This is a genomic window from Hyphomicrobium sp. (assembly GCF_041659645.1).
In the GTDB taxonomy this organism is placed as follows: domain Bacteria; phylum Pseudomonadota; class Alphaproteobacteria; order Rhizobiales; family Hyphomicrobiaceae; genus Hyphomicrobium_B.
The window spans coordinates 541,702-559,635 of sequence record NZ_JBAZXX010000002.1 but is presented as its reverse complement, the minus strand read 5'-3'; the positions used below and the strand labels follow the sequence as shown (position 1 = coordinate 559,635).

The window sequence follows — 17,934 nt, the reverse complement described above, 5'->3', positions numbered from 1 at the left end:
AGCGTCTAACCGCTTCAGCCTCCGGGCTTGGCGACAAGCAAAATGTCCGCGCCATCCTTCAAAATTTCGAGCCGCATTCCAGCCGACGGCGCAATGCGCCAGGTGTAATAGGCCTGGATGGTGATGGCATCGAGCGCCAGTGGATTGCCGGCGACGAAGTCCGTGAGATACTGCGGCGGCCGCGCGCCGGTCCCCTTGCAACGGATGAGGAACGTCGGCTGCTCGAACGAACCGCCAATCGAAACATCAATCTCGCCGCCGCGCGGAAGCGCCGTGACGGCCGACGCAATGAGATTGAGAAGCAGCTTGACCTTGTCTTTCACGACGAAGCCGGGCGCACCGCGCCATATCAGCTTGTGTTTCCCCTGAGTGATGCTCACGAAGCCGCGAGAAATCTTTTCGGCGGTCGTGAGGTCGATCAGGCTGCCGGCCGATCCGGCGGCGCCGAACGCGAAGCGCGCGAATTCGAGCCGGGCCGATGCCTGCTCCGTCACGTTTCGAATGACCGTCATCGCGTAGCTTTTCGCTTGCGGATCGTCGTCCTCGTCGAGGATTTCCAGGCCGTTGACGATCGCACCCACGGGATTGATGATGTCGTGGCAAATTCTGCTCGAAATCAGCGCCGCAAGTTCGAGATCGGTCGGCGGAACGCGCTGGTTCATCAGTAGCCCTTTTTGCGATTCTCTGTGCCGCGCGATTGCAGCAGTTCTTGCGCGACAGCGCGACGCGAACACAACAAGGCCGCTTGCGACAATACCCTATGCTCTGATACATGCGCCGAACAACGGTTGCCAAGTCTTGTAGCCGGTGGGCTCTTTGAGCCCCGATTTTCATGGAAGACATGAGTCTTGTGCGCCACGGTTTGAGCCGCGACGCGATAAGCCCATGAGCGATGCGAGCGAACCGCGCATATTTTTTTGATTCGAATTGAGGTCTTGGAACTCTCCATGGTGCCGATCGACGTCAACGACCGCGACGCTCTCGTTGCTGCATTACTTCCCGCAGTCTGCGAGGCCGGACGCCTGGAGATGGCGCATTTCACCAACGGTGTTACCTTCGAACAGAAGGCGGATCGTTCACCCGTTACCGCCGCCGACCGCGAGGCCGAGGCCGTGATCTTGGCGGCGCTGGGCGGCATCGCGCCCGATGTTCCCGTCGTCGCGGAGGAAGACGTCGCTGGGGGCGCGGCATGCCGTTACGCCAAGCGCTTTTTTCTCGTCGACGCGCTCGATGGTACGCGCCTTTTCATTCGCGGCAAGCCCGAGTTTTCCATCAACATCGGCCTGGTCGAAGACGGTCGAACCAAATTCGGCCTGATCTATTTGCCGCCATACGAGCGTCTCTTCGTGACGCGGGCGGGCGGCGCCTATGAAGTGCGGCTTCCGATCGGCGGCGATGTCCAATACGCGGACTTGCCCTTCAAGCGGCTGCAGACGCGAACGCCCGATCCGGACGCGCTCGTCGCGTTCAACAGCCGTGGCGCTGGTGCCGCGAGCACCAATCTTCTGACCTTGCTCAAGGTCCACGAAGCAAAGCCCCTTGGTTCGTCGATGAAATTCTGCCTGATCGCGGCCGGCGAGGGTGATCTCTACGCTCGATTTGGTGAGACCTGCGAGTGGGATACGGCTGCGGGCCAGGCGATCCTTGAAGCCGCCGGAGGGTCCGTCACGAATCTCGACGGCACACCTCTGACGTACGGCCATTACGATCGCGTCTTCCGCAATCCATATTTCGTGGCCTGGGGGCGTCAGCCGTTGTGGCGCGGGGCCGTGGCGGAATTGCCGGCCGCGGGCGCATAGACAACGCGAATTAGCCATACTTTAGCAATGAATTCTAGCGAATCTGTATTTTGGGATTCGGGCAGCGCTCGCTCATGGGGTGGCTCGCACAAGTCGTGCGGATGTCTGCGCGCGGTTCGGACGTGAACAAGAAAAATTGAGGGAACTCGCAGATGCGTCGCGGCTTCGAGGGAATTTCGCGAATAGCGTTTTCTGCTTTTCGGAACGCCGGTTGCGTATCCGCATTGGCGCTGTTTGCATGTCTGGCGGTTGGCTCGACGGCCAACGCGGCCGATGACGCATACAGATCGCAGGGGGACACGTACTCCGGCCAAAGCGGTGTCGATACGTATCGATCTACGCCTCCGCCGTCAGAGACCTATCGGCCCGCGCCGCCGGACAATTATCAGTCTTCGCCTCCTGCCCGGTCCGGCGGAGGCGCATACGCGCCAGACGGCGACAGCCGCGCCGCACGGGACAGCGATCAAGGCGGCGGTTATGGCGCTCCCTACGCGCCGCCGAGCGCGAGCCGGGGAGACGGTTATCCGCCCCCCGGCGATGGCCCTCCGCCTGAGCACGAGTCTTATTCGCAAGATGAAATCGTCCGCGCCGGAAACAACTTCTTCGGCAAGGTCAGTGGCGGCTTGGCATCGGCCGTCGAATGGGCCTTCCAGAATGCAGGTCGCCCGAACGGCTATATTCTCGGACAGGACGCAGGCGGCGCCTTTGTCGCTGGTTTGTCCTACGGCGAAGGCCGCCTCTTCACCAAGGACGCTGGGACGTACAAAGTGTACTGGCAGGGCCCGTCGGTCGGTTACGACTTCGGCGGCGACGGCTCGAAAGTCATGACGCTCGTCTACAACCTTCGCGATCCCTCCGATATTTATGACCGCTTTGGCGGCGTCGAGGGCACGGCTTATCTCGTTGGCGGCGTAAGTGTGCAGATTCAAAAGGCGGGACATGTCACACTCGCGCCGATTCGCGCCGGGGTGGGGCTTCGTCTGGGTGCGAATATCGGCTATTTGAAGTATACGAGAAGTCCGACCTGGAACCCGTTCTGACATCGCCCGGTGGGCAAGGCACGAGTTCGATATTGCGGGAAGGCGGAAAAGCGGGTTTCTCTGTCGGTTAAGGAAATTTGTAAGCGGCGGGGGCCGCGAAGCCTTTCATTTCGGGACGAGTATCCTTGATCACCCTATTTGCCGTGATGCTCGTTACGCTGGGGTTTCTCATCGCGGCCCTGATCGTGGTCGTTCTTTTGCCGGCATATAAGCGCCGCGTCGAGCGGTTCACGGCTGAAGCTTTGAAGCGCACGCTCCCGCTCAGCGAAGAAGAAATCCGCGCCGACAAAGACCGCCTGCGCGCCGATTTCGCGATGGAAGTGCATCGTCTCGAGTCGAAGCTTGAGGATGCGGGTCTCACGGCCGCGCGCCAACGTGTCGAAGTCAATCGCCGTGACGCCAAGATACAAGAGTTGTCGGAAGCGATCGCCGATCAGAAGATGAGCGTCGAAGAGCATGAGAATGCCCGGCGCGTCCTCGAACAGGCCATTCTCGATCGTCTGCCGAAGGTCGAGCAGCGCCTCGCGGAAACGCGCAAACTTCTGGCTGCGCGTGACCGCGAGATCAAGGCACTCGCGGCGACCGGTGCGAAGCAGGCGGCAGCGCTTGAAGAAGCGTCCCAGCTCAACAAGCAGCGCGACAAGGAACTCTCCCAACTTCGCACCACGCTCGATACCCGCGCCGTCCGCAACCGCGACGGCATGAAGGGCCCTTCCGCCGATGCCAACGTCTCGCTCCGCATCGAACTCGAAGCCGTGCGCGCGAAGAGCCGCGAACAAGCCTCGATGATCGAGCGTCTGCAGACAGCTGCGCAAATGGCGTCGTCCAGCGACGATCAGAACGCCGAGATCAAGCGCCTGATGCTGACGCTCGCAAAAACCGAAGCCGAACTCAACGGACTGAGATCGAGCCTCGGCGGCGAAGACGCGGAGAGGATGGCTCTCGAAGATCGCATCGCCGATCTTCAGCTTGCGAGTGACGCGAAGTCGACGGAACTCGCCAAGCTCAAGGCCATGCTGCAAGTCTACGAAGAGAAAGACCAACCGGCTGTTGATTTTGCACAAAAGGCTGACCTCGGCGCGTTGCAAGCCGAGATCGATCACCAGCGCCGCATCATTGTTGAGCTTCGCGCCGAGATCGCGGCGGGGCAGGAGCGTCTGTCGCGGCAGGCGCTTCGCTTCCATGACGAATTGCGCCGGGGCTCTCCCGGAACGGACGAAGACGCGCCAGCCGAAGCAGCAACGCCTGCGCGCCCTTCGCTCGCCGAGCGCATTTCTGCTCCTCGTGCCTTACGTCCGGCCGCTAACGATGCCGAAAGCGCCGGAAACCCCGAAGGAGACGGCGCTCGTGAGCCGCGACAGGGATCGTACCTCCGCGCCCTGAACGGACCCCTGGCCAATGGCTCGGGAGAAGCCGTGGCCTCCGATGCCGGCCGTCCGCCGCCGCTCCCGGTGGATGAAGCCGAGAAAAGTCCGGCCGCTCCGGCACCATCGCGCCGTCCCCGCCTTCTCGAACGCATCAGCGGCATCGACAAGGGCTAAGATCGGGCGCTCGGCTGTTAACTTGCGGCGCCCTCGATAATTCCCATTTGAGCAGTCGAGGTGAAGCGCTAGGTTGCGGCCTCAATTGCGATCGGGCAGTGGACTATGACTGAGCCTCACTCACATGACGAAGCTGACCATGGCGGCCACAGCCACCGCAGCGCCAGCCACGATCAAAGTCACGATCAAAGTCACGATCATAGCCACGGCGGGCATGGCCACAGCCACGTACCGAAGGATTTCGGCCCCGCCTTCGCGCTGGGCATCGCGCTCAATGTCGGTTTTGTCGTCGTCGAGGCCGCGGCCGGATTTCTCGCGAATTCGATGGCGCTCGTCGCCGACGCTGGTCACAACCTGGGCGACGTGCTCGGCCTCTTGATGGCGTGGGGCGCAAGCATTCTCGTCAAGCGCCGGGCGACATTCAATTTCACTTACGGCTTCGGCTCGTCGACGATCCTGGCCGCGCTCGCCAACGCCGTTCTGCTGCTCGTCGCCGTCGGCGCCATCGCGCTCGAAGCCGTGCAGCGATTGATCGAACCGGCGCCGGTCGCCGGTGGCACGATGATCATCGTCGCCTCGATCGGCATCCTGATCAATGGCTTCACGGCTTGGCTATTCATGTCCGGCCGTGAGCAGGATCTCAACATTCGCGGCGCTTACCTGCATATGGTCGCGGATGCCGCCGTCTCGGTCGGGGTTGTAATCGTCGGCATCGCCGTGCTGCTGACGGGATGGAATTGGCTCGATCCCTTCGTCAGCCTCATCATCGCCGGTGTCATCGTCTGGGGAACGTGGGGCCTGCTGCGCGATTCCGTTCGTCTCGCGATGCACGGCGTGCCGGGCAACATCGACGCCGAACGAGTACGGGCGCAACTGATCGCGCTGCCGGGCGTCGTCAGCATTCACGACCTGCACATCTGGCCGATGAGCACCACCGAAACCGCCCTGACGTGCCATCTCGTCATGCCTGAAGGCCATCCCGGCGATGCCTTCATCGAGAGGACCACGAAGATGCTGCATGACGAATTTGAGATTCGTCATACGACGTTGCAGTTCGAGGTCGGCAGCGGCGCGCCCTGCGGAATGGGCGACGGTTGCGCTGATCCAGTCGAAACCGCGCGCGACGCCCATCAGCACGCCTGATGCAATCAGAGATTGTGTTAAAATGAGAATTCGCGGTCTAATCAGCCGCCGAATTGAGAACCTGCGCGCCGATTGATAAGTGAAATCGATTGAAACCAGAGGAGTATTGCGTTGGAATGAGAAAAAAGAGGACGTCATGCTGCGGCAGCACCTAGAAGGAGAATTCCATGCCGCAAGCCATCGAAGTCGACGCCTCTGCTCCCTCGGAGCATTCGGGTGTCGCCGTCCGCGCTACGAGCACGCCTTCGCACGCCGCATACACCCAGGGAATTTGGCCGGGGCTTTTCCTCACCACGGCCATCGCGGCTTTGGCATTCGGGCTTCGGGAAGTCCCAGGCGTCGGAACATTCAGCCCAATGATCCTCGCGATCATCATTGGCATCGGCTTCCACAATATCGTCGGTACGCCCCGGCGCGCGAAAGAGGGCGTGGCCTTCTCCCTTCGCCGCATCTTGCGGTTTGCCATCATCCTGCTTGGCTTTCAGCTGACGGCGCAGCAGATCGTCGAGGTCGGCCCCACCGGATTTGCCATCATTGTCGCGACGCTGATCGCCACGTTCGCCTTTACGACTTGGCTCGGTCACGTCATGGGCGTTGAACGCAAGCTGACGCAGCTCATTGCCGCCGGAACGTCGATCTGCGGCGCGTCCGCCGTCATCGCGACCAACACCGTCACCAAGGGACATGACGAGGATGTCGCCTACGCCGTCGCCTGCGTGACGATCTTCGGTTCGATCGCGATGTTCACGTATCCGCTGTTCCCGTCGATCCTCCATCTCGATCCGCACGCTTTCGGTCTGTGGACCGGCGCGTCGATCCATGAGATCGCTCAGGTCGTCGCCGCCTCGTTCCAGGATGGTCAGTCGTCCGGCGAGTACGGCACCATCGCCAAGCTCAGCCGCGTAATGCTGCTTGCTCCGGTCGTGATCACGCTCGGGCTGATGGCCACCCGCAGCCAGTCGCGTCACCATCACGGCGCGGCGAGCACGTCTGCGAAGGCTCCGATGCCATGGTTTCTCGTCGGCTTCATCGCCCTTGTCGCCGTCAACAGCCTCGTCGTAGTGCCGCCGGAGGCGAAGCATGTCATCGTTCCGGTGACGACGTTCCTGTTGTCGGTGTCTCTCGCTGCAATGGGCTTGGAAACCGATATCATGAAGCTGAAGGCCAAGGGCCTGAGGCCGCTTTTGCTCGGCGCCGCTTCGTCGCTGTTCATCGCGGGCTTCAGCTTAGCTCTAATCAAAGTCGTGGCTTGAGGATTGCGAGGATCAAATGACACTCGAGCAACTTCGCATTTTTGTGGCTGTCGCCGAGCGTCAGCACGTGACGCAAGCCGCGCACGAGATCAACATCACGCAGTCCGCTGCGAGTTCCGCGATCGCCGCGCTGGAAGAGCGTTACGCGGTGAAGCTGTTCGACCGCATCGGTCGCCGCATCGAGCTGACCGAGGCAGGCCGAACATTTCTCATCGAAGCCCGCGGCGTCCTCGCAAGAGCCGCGACCGCCGAGAAAGCTCTCGCCGATCTCGCGGGATTGAAGCGCGGCTCGCTATCGATCTACGCCAGCCAGACCATCGTGAATTACTGGTTGCCACCGTTTCTGGCGATCTTCCATCGCCGCTATCCCGACATCCATCTGAAGCTGAAAGCTGGCAACACGCAGCAAGTGGCGGCGGCGACGCATGAGGGCATCGCCGATATCGGCTTCATCGAGGGCGCGATCGACGATCCGCACCTCTCGGTGCGCAGCATCGAAGGCGATCAATTGGTCGTCGTTGTGGCGCCGAACCATGTCTTTGCCGGGAAAGAGCGGCTTGAACCCGCCGACATCAAGTCGATGAAATGGGTCTTGCGCGAACCAGGATCGGGCACGCGCGGAGAGTTCGAAACGGCGCTCAAATCGCTGTCGATATCGCTACCCGACCTCGACGTTGCGCTTGAACTGCCGTCGAACGAAGCCGTGTGCGCCGCTGTCGAAGCTGGCGCCGGCGCAACCGCGATCTCAAATCTCGTCGCGGAAGCCGGACTTCTCTCGGGCAGGCTCGTCTCGCCCGAATTCACGCTCCCCCGCCGCCCGTTTTACGTCCTCCATCACAAGGAGCGCTACGCCAGCCAGGCCGAATTGGCGCTCCTCGAACTCGTCGGAGCGACCGTCAAACCACCCGCCCGTCGCCGCGAAAGCGCGGCCTAGCGAGCCCGCGCTCTCACTGCCAGCCACACGCAAGCCAAAGCTGAACAACATCGAGAGCAGGGTGCTTGGTGGGGCTGGGCCGTGAAAATACTTCTCGTCGGATACGGATACGTCGGCGCCTACTTGCTGCCCGTTCTGACGCGGGCTGGCCTCGATGTCACCGTTTGCGATCAGAACGTCGATCGTCTTGCCGGCGTTCGCAATGCGATGCGCTGCCGGTATCAGGAACTGACGATCACCGATCTCGCAGATTTCAGCGTTATCCTCTGGTTCGCCGGACATTCGAGCGTGCCGATGTCACTGCGCGATCCCGACGGCGCGCTGGCCAACAACTGCCTCGATCTTCTTCACTTGGCCCGCCGCAAGCAGTTGAACGCCCGGTTGATCTACGCCAGCACCGCCAGCGTCTATTCCGTCATGCAGGCCGAAGATGGCGACCCGCCGCCGCCGCTCGACGAAACCGAGACCCGGCTTGACCCCATCAATCCCTATGACTGCTCGAAGATTTCGATGGACGCGCTCGCGCGCTGCTTCGCCAACGCGATCACGGGATTACGGCTTGGCACGGTCTGCGGGACTAGTCCCTTCCTGCGCGGCGAACTGATTTTCAACGCCATGAACATCGCCGCCATGCGCGACGGCTTCGTGCAGGTGCGCAATCGCAATGCCTATCGCAACGTCCTCTTTCTCGAAGACCTCGCGCATTACATTCTCCGCCTCGTAGAGCTCTCCGACGATCTGCCGCCAATCTTGAATGCCGGATCATTCAACGTCGGCATCGGCGAGCTCGCCGATGCGATCGCGGCGTTCCACGGTGTTCCGGTGGTCGATAACGGCAACGCGACAACCTATTCCTTTCAAATGAATTGCGCGCGCATTCAATCGTTGTGCGGCGCGCCGCGGCAGCAGAGCATCGCCGAACGCTGCGCCAGCTTCCGCGAACACTTCCATCCCGAGCTTCAAGCGGCATCATGAGCGCAATTTGCGAACGTCAACGCACCTGCATTGTTTGCGGAGGCGATGTTACGCCCCTGCTGGATCTCGACGTGCAGCCCCCCGCCAACATGCTTCTCGCCAATGCGGGCGAACCGTATGAAGCATTTCCGCTTGGCTTCGCGAACTGCCCCTCCTGCACGCACGGACAGTTGACCCACTTCGTCGACCCGGCCAAGCTCTTCAAGCATTATCTCTACGCCAGCGGCACGAGCGGAACGCTCAAGGCCTATTTCGAATGGTTCGCGGATACATTGCTCCGCGCCAGTCGTTCCGGTGCCCGCGTGCTCGAAATTGCTTCGAACGACGGCAGCCTTCTCGGCGTTCTCGAATCCCGGGGCTTCGATGCCATCGGTGTCGATCCCGCCGAAAATCTCAACCGCGTCGCCGCTGCGGCCGGACGGAAAGTCGTCACAGGATTCTTTCCGGAAGCCCGTCCTGAGGGACTCTTCGATATCATCATCGCCATGAATGTCGCGGCACACACGCCCGACCCGGCGTCATTCATGCGGGGCGTTCGCGAATGCCTCGCCCCCGGCGGTATCGCGATCATCCAGACGAGCCAAGCCTTGATGATCGCGAACGGTGAATTCGACACCGTCTATCACGAGCACTATTCGTTCTACACGGTCGCCTCGATGGCGCGCCTCGCGGAAAACAGCGGTTTGCGCGTCGAGGCCTCCAAGCTCACCTCCGTCCACGGCACGAGCCTGCTGTCCTTTTTGCGTCGCGCCGACGATGACGTCGGGCTATTTGCATTTGAAGAGAGCGCGCCCTTCAGTGTCGCGTGGCCGTCTCCGACTCCACCTTTCCTTTCGTCAAAGCTTACGGGATCAGACGCAGACGAAGCGTATGCGAAGTTCGCCACCGGCGCGAAAAGCGCGATGCAGTCCGCGGCGGAAGCCGTCGCGCGCCATCAGGCCGCCGGTCGCAAAGTTGCCCTCGTCGGCGTCGCGGCGAAAGCGTTGACGTTCATTCGCGCCGCTCGCATCCTGCCCGATATCTACCTCGACGAAGCGCCGCTCAAGGTCGGGCTGACGATCCCCGGTACGAGCCGGCCGATCGAGCCGTTGCACAAGGCGGCCGACATCGCCGCCGACACCACATTTCTCATCGGCGCCTGGAACTTTGCCGATGAATTGATGCAGAAAATTACGAAGCTCAGCGGCGACACGTCTCCAAAGTTCGTCGTCTATTTTCCCAAGCTCGTCGAGATCGGGTAGAGCCACGATGGCACAACGGGTCGTCATTTCGCATTTCTTCAATGAAGCATACCTGTTGCCGTGGTGGCTCCGTCATCACCGCGAAATCTTCGATCACGGCGTCCTGATCGATTATCATTCGACCGACGCTTCCGTCGCGATCTGCCGTGAACTCGTGCCCCATTGGGAGATCGTAACATCTGAGAACGCGACGTTCGCGGCGCTTCTCTGCGATTTCGAAGTCATGAAGCATGAGCAGCGCTTCCCAGACGCCTGGAAGCTGGCGCTCAACACCACCGAATTCTTCGTCGCTCCCGGCCTCGCCAAAATGGAGCGCGTGATGCTGCAACACGACCTCGTCGGCGCGCGCTTGCCGGGCGCCGTAATGGTCGATACCGATCCGCTTAATCCGCCTGACCCCGATAAGCCCTTGGTGACGCAAAAGGCGACGGGCATCTGGGAAGACGAGATCGATTTCCAGAACCTCGCGATACCCGGTCTAACCTTCGCGACGCGCAGCCGCGTCTATCATCGCTATGCCATCGGCGCCTATACGCCGGGCCGTCACGGCTCGCATCTGCCGCGTCAATGCAACGGCAGTCGCGATCTCGCTTCGATCAGATGGTACGGATTCAGTCCGTGGTCGAATGCGTTCAAGGCGCGCAAGCTGCAAATCGCAACGAAGCGCGACAGCTTCGACGTCAAGAATGGCTTCGGCGCACAACACCAAGCGGATGTTGCCGAGCTTGACGGCCGCTGGTCGAAACTCGCGCCGTTGAGCGGTATCCTGCGCGACGCCGCCTGATTGGAGCTTGTCTTCAGCCGAATCCGGGTATTTTCGTCGCCGTGATCGTGTCGCGCAGAATTTCCGCCTGATCCCGCCGCGAGAAAATCTCGAACGCCAGGAGTTCAAGCGCGCGACGGCGCGGTTCGTCGCGAACGAGCGCCACGCAGCTTTGAACGAGATCCGCATAAGGAACCGCAACCATCGCGCTTCGAATATCTTCGTCGATTTCGGTCGCCGGACCGCACTCAGAGACAACGGCCTTGCCGTTCGCGAGAAGGTACGAAGTACGGATGATCTCGTGAATGCTGTCTTCGTAGAAATGCATATTAAGCACGACCTTCGCCTCGGCGATGGCCTGCTCGCGCTCCTCGCCGTAGACGCTGAAGAGATGCTTCACGCGAAGCCCAGCTTCAGCCAGCCCTTTCAGCACTGCACTCCGGCGCGCATTGGTGCTGCCGTAGAAAAGTACATCGACAGGCTGCTCCGACGTGGCAAGATTTTGTGTCATCTCCGGCACGTACCCCACGCCGAAATGTCGGATACAGGCGTTCCCGGTCATGCGCCTGAGTTCGACAATGTTGCGCACGCTGTAATCCCACACCGCAAGGCGTTTGAGCAGGCTGAGATAGATCGGGCGACCCTGCACATCGAATCCGCTGATCTGCTCGAGATTGATGATGACGGTATTCGCGGGAATACGATCCGCAAGCTCCTGCGAGTCGATCAGATGCGCGCCGAGCAGAAGATTGATGCCGGAATTTCCAAGAGCGTTGGTTCGCCGCTCGACATCGATGCCAAGAGACCGCAGCGCGCTTTCCAATCCCATTGCAAGATCGGCGAACGCCGCCGAATGCGGATTGCCGTCGGGAACAATCGTAACGACGTTGACGCGCTGCCAAGTCGCCGGAACTGGACTGCTACTTAGAAATTCCGGTCCGAAAAGATCGGCATCCAGCTTGGCGCGCGATATATTCGAAACGGGAGGGGCGGTCGGAGCCGCTTGCGAGCCACGCAACAGGGCGGTGTCGAGCCTGCTCTTGGCGTCATCGGAAGTTGGGTCAAGATCGAGCGCCGTACGGAACGCTTCTGCCGCGTCGTCAAATTTGCTGAGGCCGACGAGCATGTCACCCAGCATTTCCCACGACGGCGCGGAATTGTAGCCGAGGCTGATCGCCTTGGCTTTGGCGCGACTCGCGAATTCGAGCTCGCCGAGCGGCACCAAAACGGTCGCCAAAGCTTCGTAGGCTTCAGCGGACTCTGGATCTTTCAGAATGGCTTTCGAGAAGAGTTCCGCCGCCGCATTGAGATCGCCCGCGCGCGCGATCTGCAATCCGGCGAACAGTAATTCCGACCCCGAGGCGGCATCGGGATCGAACGCCGCGACGGCATGCGGCTGCGTTTCGCCCTCATCCGGCAGATCGGCGAGCGAAGGCCACTGTTGGTTCATTGCCATCGAAATCTCCGAATGGGCGCGGTTCGTCCAACGTCCGCCGGCACATGCGCAGCGGTCCATCCTCTCACCTAGACGAGCAACCATGCGCGAGACTGGCAATGGCCGGCTACAACGCGGTCTACCGACAGGTCGCGCGTCGCTTGAGGACTCAATCTCTCGAGTGGTCCTTGGCAAGCGACACCAGCGCCAGCGTTCGTGCGTGTTCGATGGTCTTGGCCTGCTCCGCGAGAAACACGTAGGCGGGGTGATCCTCGGTCAATGGCGACAGGAGGTTGATGCCCGCCTTGTGCCAAACGGACCATGCGACTTGACCTTCGAGCGCGAGATCGGGTGTGAGCGATATCCGTATCGGATCCCCCATCGCGAGGCCCCGGATGCCGTCGATGCGGACGCCCGATAGGGAAAAATCCACAATCCTGACATTCTGGGCTACGCCGCGGCACTCGACGATCGCGGCAAGCATCACACGCCTGCGCGCGTCCCGTCGTCGCAAATAGTTCCGTGTTATGTTTATTGCTGGCATCTCGACTCCGTAATCCAGGCTTTTTACGTGAGAGAAGCAGTGCCGTCAGATCGAGCGCAGAAAAGGGTATCCGCACGACTAATCGCGGCCGCGCTGATCAATAAGTACTAAAATCAAATTGTTCGAAACGCTTCGACACCTGCCACCCCAGTGAAATAACCACGCCGATCCACATCGCTTTGCGAGCCGCATGCGTTGGATTGTTGCAATTCTCGCATAGGACTAGTTAATTAAGACTAATTCGTCCGATTCGAGGAGAATGCCGATGCGACCCGAACTCGAGGCTGTTCTTGAGGCCTACCGCCAGGATGCTGCTATTGAAGAGCAGCTCATTCAGGAGATCTTGACCGTCCTCGCCGTCACCGGCGCGGCACGCAAGCGTACCATTCAAGAGCTGTCTCAAGTCGTCAACCGTCACACGATGAAGGCCGCCGAAGACCGCGACTACCGGCAAGGCACAGACGATCTGGCGCGATTCGATTTTCATCAACCGCTCAGGCAAATGTGACGCCCGGGAGCGCCGCGTCGCGATGGCGCCGCTGATTAAGACGTTGGTGCATGCACCCGAATCCAGTGGCGAGGGTGAACCATCGCGGCCGGAAGTCTCTCTCGAACGTCGACGGCAAATCAACACATGATGAATTTCCTGTCCCGTATTCGCCGTCTTCGCGAGGTGATCGTGTCGAACGCGATCGTCATGCAACGCGGCGGGGTTTGGATGTCTTCGCGTCGAGAATCCGGTGGCGAGGAAAGTGCCGGCGTCGAGTTTACGCCAAATACAGCCAACTTATTGCGTCGTAAGTCGCGCATAAAAAAGAACTCCGGTCACAAGGTCGTGCCCGTTCGACCCGTTCGGAGGGGTGATCGGAGCGGTGATTCAAAATTGGATCTGGCGAGCTTTCGTTCCGACCTCGATGCGATGCTGGAATCGATGTCGGTCTCTCTCGCAAGTGCTCCGCGGCGGGGCAGCGACTTTGAGAACGCCGGGACCTCGTATGACATCGGTCCGACAACGGAAGACGACGTCGCAGAGGCGGTAAGAAAGCTTTGGGTTCGATTAGCCTGAGCGTCACAGCCTGCCGACGGCGTTCCCCTTGATATGGGCGACGATGACCGGCATCGCCTGATAGGCAAATGAAGCTCATTATTTGATCTCATCCGAGCTTGCCTGCGTCGCGTCGCGATGCGTCCCTCCTCCTTCCTCCCGCGACTCGACTGGTGATGAAATCGCGCCACAGCGATCAATAATGTTCTCTTCGATGGGCGCGTATCTGTGCGCGGACGGTTTCTACCGCCCGTTCTCGCTTTTAATGGTACTACTCATATAGTACCAAAGAATCACAACACGCGATTCGTGATGACCACTCCATCGCGCTGACGATTTCAACGGAAAAGCGAGCGCTTTTCCGAACGCGGAGTTGCGTGTGCTGCGTTTGAACATTGGAGGAAACTTCGCATGAGCCGCAGACGCGCTCCTAAGCTTAATATTATCCGCACCAAAGGCCCTGGAAATGGTCATCGCGGCCTCCAGCCTTTGTGCCGTAGCCCGTTCGGGGCGGCATTTTTCGCCCCTCCTTGCTTCATCTCCGCACTGGCGCTGAGCATGATCATCGGGAGCGGTGACGCCGCCGCGCAACCCCCCGGATGTACCTCCACGGGCTCAAACCTGACATGCACGGGAACCGTGACGAACCCGAGTGCATTCACTCCGACCTCGGATTTCACCGTCGATATTGGTACCACGACGCCAACGGTACGCCCCGAGCGCATTCGATCAATTGCGCGCGTCGGGTGCCGACATCGCGCACTCGCACGGCATCTGGAAGCACTCCTCGCGGGTCGTTGCGCAGTGGGCGATGGCGACGCGTCGGCCTTACGTGGTGTCGCCCCATGGCATGCTCGACACCTGGGCGCTGAAGCGTTCGGTCTTGAAGAAAAAGATCGCTTCGCAACTCTACGAGAACGACCACCTACGGCGGGCCGCCTGTCTGCACGCACTTTGCGATTCCGAGGCCGAGACGATACGCAAGCTAGGTTTCGACAATCCGATTTGTGTCATCCCCAACGGCATCGCGTTGCCGTCGATCGATGACAGCCGCACGCCGCCATGGTGGAAAGTCATTCCCGAGGAAGAGCGCGTGATGCTTTTCCTCGGACGCCTGCATCCGAAGAAAAATTTGTCCACCCTCATCGACGCCTGGCCATCGCATTGGGAAAACCGGGGATGGCATCTCGCAATCGCGGGCTGGGACCAGGGCGGCCACGAGGCCGATCTGCGCGCGCACGTAAAAAAACGAAGGCTAGATCATGTGGTCCACTTCCTCGGACCGCTGTTCGGTCGGGAAAAGGACGCAGCTCTTCGCCGCGCCGACGCATTTGTTCTGCCGTCGTTAAGCGAAGGTCTGCCGATGGCAGTTCTCGAAGCGTGGTCGTACGGCCTTCCCGTTTTGCAAACGGACGCCTGCAATTTGCCGGAAGGCTTTCATCGAAACGCGGCGATGCGAATTTCGCCAAGCCCGAACGCGATGGCCAACGAGATCCGCGACGTGATGGCGATGCCTGCGGAAGCCTTAGCAGAAATGGGCAGAAACGGCCGCCGAATTGCTGAGCAAAACTTCTCCTGGAATGGCGTCACCACCCAGATGCTTGCCGTCTACGCCTGGCTGCTCGATGGCGGCCGGCGGCCGGAGTGTGTTCGTCTCAGTGATCGGAGATCGTCGCATGCGGCTTGATTTATTCGACCATAAAGTATTCTCGCGCGCAAAGCCGATATGGATCGAGGCGCTGTGGCTTGTCGCGCAGTGTCTGCTTGTCCGTTCGCAAATACCAGGTTCGGCGCATCGCCGCTTTGTGCTGCGCTTATTCGGTGCGCGCATCGGCACGGCAGTGGTCATCAAGCCGGGCGTCCGGATAAAGTTTCCCTGGCGGTTGACGGTCGGCGATCATTCCTGGCTCGGAGAAGACGCATGGATCGACAATCTCGCCGACGTCATGATCGGCTCGCACTGCTGCATATCGCAGGCGGCCTATCTCTGCACCGGAAACCACGATTGGGCGGCAACGGGCTTTGACCTCCGTGCCGCGCCGATCCGCATTTGCGACGGCGCATGGATTGCTGCCCGCTCGGTCGTCGCACCTGGCGTGACGATCGGTGAGGGCAGTATCCTTGCAATCGGAAGCGTGGCGACGCGAAACCTCAACGCCTGGAGCATCAACGCCGGCAGTCCCGCAACGCAGACTGGACAGCGCCCGAAGCGGCCATCCGGCGTAACGCTCGTGCAGTTCTGAGCATGATACCCAAATCCTTGAGGAGTGCGCCGTGCGCCTGATTTTCATCAATCGCTTTTTCTATCCCGACCACTCGGCAACGAGTCAGATGCTGACGGATTTGGCATTCGGCCTCGCCGGAAAAGGCTTCGACGTTACGATCATCACCAGCCGCCTTCGCTATGAGCCCGGCACGCAACTCGCCGCGCGCGAAATGGCGAACGGCGTCCGGATAGAGCGTATCTGGACATCGAAATTCGGTCGGGGCGGGCTCGCTTTCCGTGCAATAGATTATCTGACGTTCTATCTCGCGGTCGCGTGGGCTCTCGCGCGGTTCGCCCGCCGAGACGATGTCGTGGTCGCGATGACGGACCCGCCCGCCGTCTCGGTGGTGGCCGCGATTATCGCGCGGTGGCGCGGCGCACGCTTGGTAAATTGGCTTCAGGACGTTTTCCCTGAGGTTGCGGAAGCCCTCAAAGTCGGACGTGAAGCTTCAAATGTGGTGTTCGCTCCCTTGCGCGCCGTACGCAATGCGTCGCTCCGTTGCGCCGACATGAATGCCGCGATCGGCGAACTCATGGCGGAACGCCTTGTCTCGCTCGGCGTAAAGCGCAATCGGATCGCGGTCATTTCGAATTGGGCCGACACCGACGCCATACGCCCGCTCGCCGTCGCACAGAACAAATACCGCTCGGATTGGAATCTGACTGGGAAATTCGTGATCGCGTACTCGGGCAACCTCGGCCGCGCGCACGACATCGAAACATTGCTAGGCGCCATCGCGGTAATGGCGAAACCCCCTGCGCGGGCGGCCGGCGTTTGCTGGCTCTTCATCGGCGGCGGGGCTCGTTATCAGCAGTTGAAACGAGAGACGGAGAGACAAGGCTACGACAACGTCGTGTTCCATCCATATCAGTCGCGCGATGCCCTTGCCGAAAGTCTTTCCGTCGCGGACGTCCACATCGTCTCCCTGTTGCCCGAGCTTGAGGGGTTGATTGTGCCGAGCAAAATCTACGGTATCGCCGCCGCCGGTCGCCCAGCAATCTTCATCGGCTGCCCTAAGGGCGAGGTCGCGCGATTGATCACTCAATATGATTGCGGCGCAGTCGTTGCCATTGGAGACGTTCTCGCCTTGGTCGAAACCATAAATGCGTTTGCGCGAGATCGCGATCTCTGCCGCGCAATGGGTGATCGCGCCCGCGCGATGTGTGAGGAAAACTTCAACAAGACAAAGGCAATCGCGACATGGCAGCGGCTTATCGAAGCCACGGCGCGCTCGGTCGCCGTCGACGAAAGCGCTTTTACTGTATTTACGCCGGCTATGCCACCGACAGCAGATCGCCAGGAATCTTCACGCGCACCGGCCGGTTAAGAAAATCCAACAAAACGATCAAACGGTCATTCTCCGATAGCCCGATGATTTTCCCAGCAAGGCCGTCAAACGCTCCTTGCACGATGCGGACGGTCTCGCCGATCTGACGAGACGACGCCGAACGAACGATAACGCCATCTTGCTCCCGCTGTTTCAGGTCGTCGATAAATGTTTCCGGCACGACGCACGGTACGTCTCCGCTGCAGACGACCGATCGTATCCCGACCGTTGATAGGATCGGCCGCCATCGCCTGTGTGCAGGGGAGAGATGTACGAACAGGTAGCCTGGAAACAGGGGACGCAGCACATCGCGCACCTGCCGAGCGTGCCGAATTTGCTTTCGCATGACGGGCATGTACGGCTCATACCCCTGATTGCGAAGATGATGTTCGGCGACCTGCTCGCGATTGGGATGCGTGTTCGCGGCGATCCAAATGGCACGCGCGTTGTCTTCGACCCCCGAAGTGTTCATGGCCCCTCCATTTTGAAATGATACTAAAGAACTATCATAAGAGGTTTCGCTTGTCGCCCTTCCACCGCAACCGATCACATATTTAATTGCTGCACAAACAGCGAAAGTCGGGGCTATCGCAACTTCGGCGAAGGTGTGGAAGATAATGGCTTTAT

The 17,934-nt window shown here is 60.4% G+C and carries 17 protein-coding genes; 13 read left to right on the top strand and 4 right to left on the bottom strand.

Translation table 11 applies throughout. The annotated features are described in order from the left end of the window. Window positions 1–14: 14 nt before the first annotated feature. Window positions 15–662 (bottom strand): histidine phosphotransferase family protein, encoded by a 648-nt coding sequence (locus tag WC811_RS07705; protein WP_372642675.1) that lies wholly within the window; start codon window positions 660–662, stop codon window positions 15–17. A 285-nt stretch (window positions 663–947) separates the two neighbouring features. Here WC811_RS07705 and WC811_RS07700 point away from each other — a divergent pair, with 285 nt between their 5' ends. The 9 genes from WC811_RS07700 (at window position 948) to WC811_RS07660 (ending at window position 10,710) form a co-directional block, all read left to right on the top strand. Further along, complete coding sequence (locus WC811_RS07700) at window positions 948–1,799, top strand: 3'(2'),5'-bisphosphate nucleotidase CysQ (protein ID WP_372642673.1); 852 nt, start codon at window positions 948–950, stop codon at window positions 1,797–1,799. A 152-nt stretch (window positions 1,800–1,951) separates the two neighbouring features. After that, window positions 1,952–2,839 (top strand): DUF1134 domain-containing protein, encoded by an 888-nt coding sequence (locus WC811_RS07695; RefSeq protein WP_372642671.1) that lies wholly within the window; start codon window positions 1,952–1,954, stop codon window positions 2,837–2,839. A gap of 125 nt (window positions 2,840–2,964) precedes the next feature. After that, a complete protein-coding gene (locus WC811_RS07690) occupies window positions 2,965–4,380 on the top strand; it encodes a hypothetical protein (RefSeq protein WP_372642669.1) in 1,416 nt (471 codons plus the stop codon). Between the two features lie 105 nt (window positions 4,381–4,485). After that, window positions 4,486–5,523: a cation diffusion facilitator family transporter gene (locus WC811_RS07685; RefSeq protein WP_372642667.1), complete on the top strand. Its 1,038-nt coding sequence runs from the start codon at window positions 4,486–4,488 to the stop codon at window positions 5,521–5,523. Window positions 5,524–5,690: 167 nt separating this feature from the next. Beyond that, window positions 5,691–6,776 (top strand): YeiH family protein, encoded by a 1,086-nt coding sequence (locus WC811_RS07680; protein ID WP_372642665.1) that lies wholly within the window; start codon window positions 5,691–5,693, stop codon window positions 6,774–6,776. Between the two features lie 16 nt (window positions 6,777–6,792). Then, complete coding sequence (locus tag WC811_RS07675; RefSeq protein ID WP_372642663.1) at window positions 6,793–7,710, top strand: LysR substrate-binding domain-containing protein; 918 nt, start codon at window positions 6,793–6,795, stop codon at window positions 7,708–7,710. 81 nt (window positions 7,711–7,791) lie between these two features. Further along, window positions 7,792–8,685, top strand: coding sequence for an NAD-dependent epimerase/dehydratase family protein (locus WC811_RS07670; protein ID WP_372642661.1), 894 nt, complete (start codon window positions 7,792–7,794; stop codon window positions 8,683–8,685). Beyond that, a complete protein-coding gene (locus tag WC811_RS07665) occupies window positions 8,682–9,926 on the top strand; it encodes a class I SAM-dependent methyltransferase (protein WP_372642659.1) in 1,245 nt (414 codons plus the stop codon). Before WC811_RS07670 ends, WC811_RS07665 begins: the two co-directional genes overlap by 4 nt. Before the next feature lie 7 nt (window positions 9,927–9,933). Further along, window positions 9,934–10,710, top strand: a complete 777-nt coding sequence (locus tag WC811_RS07660) for a glycosyltransferase family 2 protein (protein WP_372642657.1) — start codon at window positions 9,934–9,936, stop codon at window positions 10,708–10,710. 13 nt (window positions 10,711–10,723) lie between these two features. Here the strand turns inward: WC811_RS07660 and WC811_RS07655 are convergent, their stop codons facing one another. Then, window positions 10,724–12,145, bottom strand: a complete 1,422-nt coding sequence (locus WC811_RS07655) for a tetratricopeptide repeat protein (protein WP_372642655.1) — start codon at window positions 12,143–12,145, stop codon at window positions 10,724–10,726. Between the two features lie 148 nt (window positions 12,146–12,293). After that, window positions 12,294–12,668: a PilZ domain-containing protein gene (locus WC811_RS07650; RefSeq protein ID WP_372642653.1), complete on the bottom strand. Its 375-nt coding sequence runs from the start codon at window positions 12,666–12,668 to the stop codon at window positions 12,294–12,296. A gap of 265 nt (window positions 12,669–12,933) precedes the next feature. Between WC811_RS07650 and WC811_RS07645 the strand changes: the two genes are divergently transcribed. From WC811_RS07645 to WC811_RS07630, 4 genes are all read left to right on the top strand, one after another. Then, window positions 12,934–13,176, top strand: coding sequence for a hypothetical protein (locus tag WC811_RS07645; protein ID WP_372642651.1), 243 nt, complete (start codon window positions 12,934–12,936; stop codon window positions 13,174–13,176). Between the two features lie 1,225 nt (window positions 13,177–14,401). Continuing rightward, window positions 14,402–15,400: a glycosyltransferase gene (locus WC811_RS07640; protein ID WP_372642649.1), complete on the top strand. Its 999-nt coding sequence runs from the start codon at window positions 14,402–14,404 to the stop codon at window positions 15,398–15,400. Beyond that, on the top strand, window positions 15,390–15,956 hold the full coding sequence (locus WC811_RS07635; protein WP_372642647.1) for a WcaF family extracellular polysaccharide biosynthesis acetyltransferase: 567 nt from the start codon (window positions 15,390–15,392) through the stop codon (window positions 15,954–15,956). The genes WC811_RS07640 and WC811_RS07635 overlap by 11 nt, the downstream gene beginning before the upstream one ends. 31 nt (window positions 15,957–15,987) lie before the next feature. After that, window positions 15,988–17,307, top strand: a complete 1,320-nt coding sequence (locus WC811_RS07630; RefSeq protein WP_372642645.1) for a glycosyltransferase family 4 protein — start codon at window positions 15,988–15,990, stop codon at window positions 17,305–17,307. Here WC811_RS07630 and WC811_RS07625 read toward each other — a convergent pair. Next, a complete protein-coding gene (locus WC811_RS07625; protein ID WP_372642643.1) occupies window positions 17,255–17,779 on the bottom strand; it encodes a transcription termination/antitermination protein NusG in 525 nt (174 codons plus the stop codon). The genes WC811_RS07630 and WC811_RS07625 overlap by 53 nt on opposite strands. Window positions 17,780–17,934: the final 155 nt, after the last annotated feature.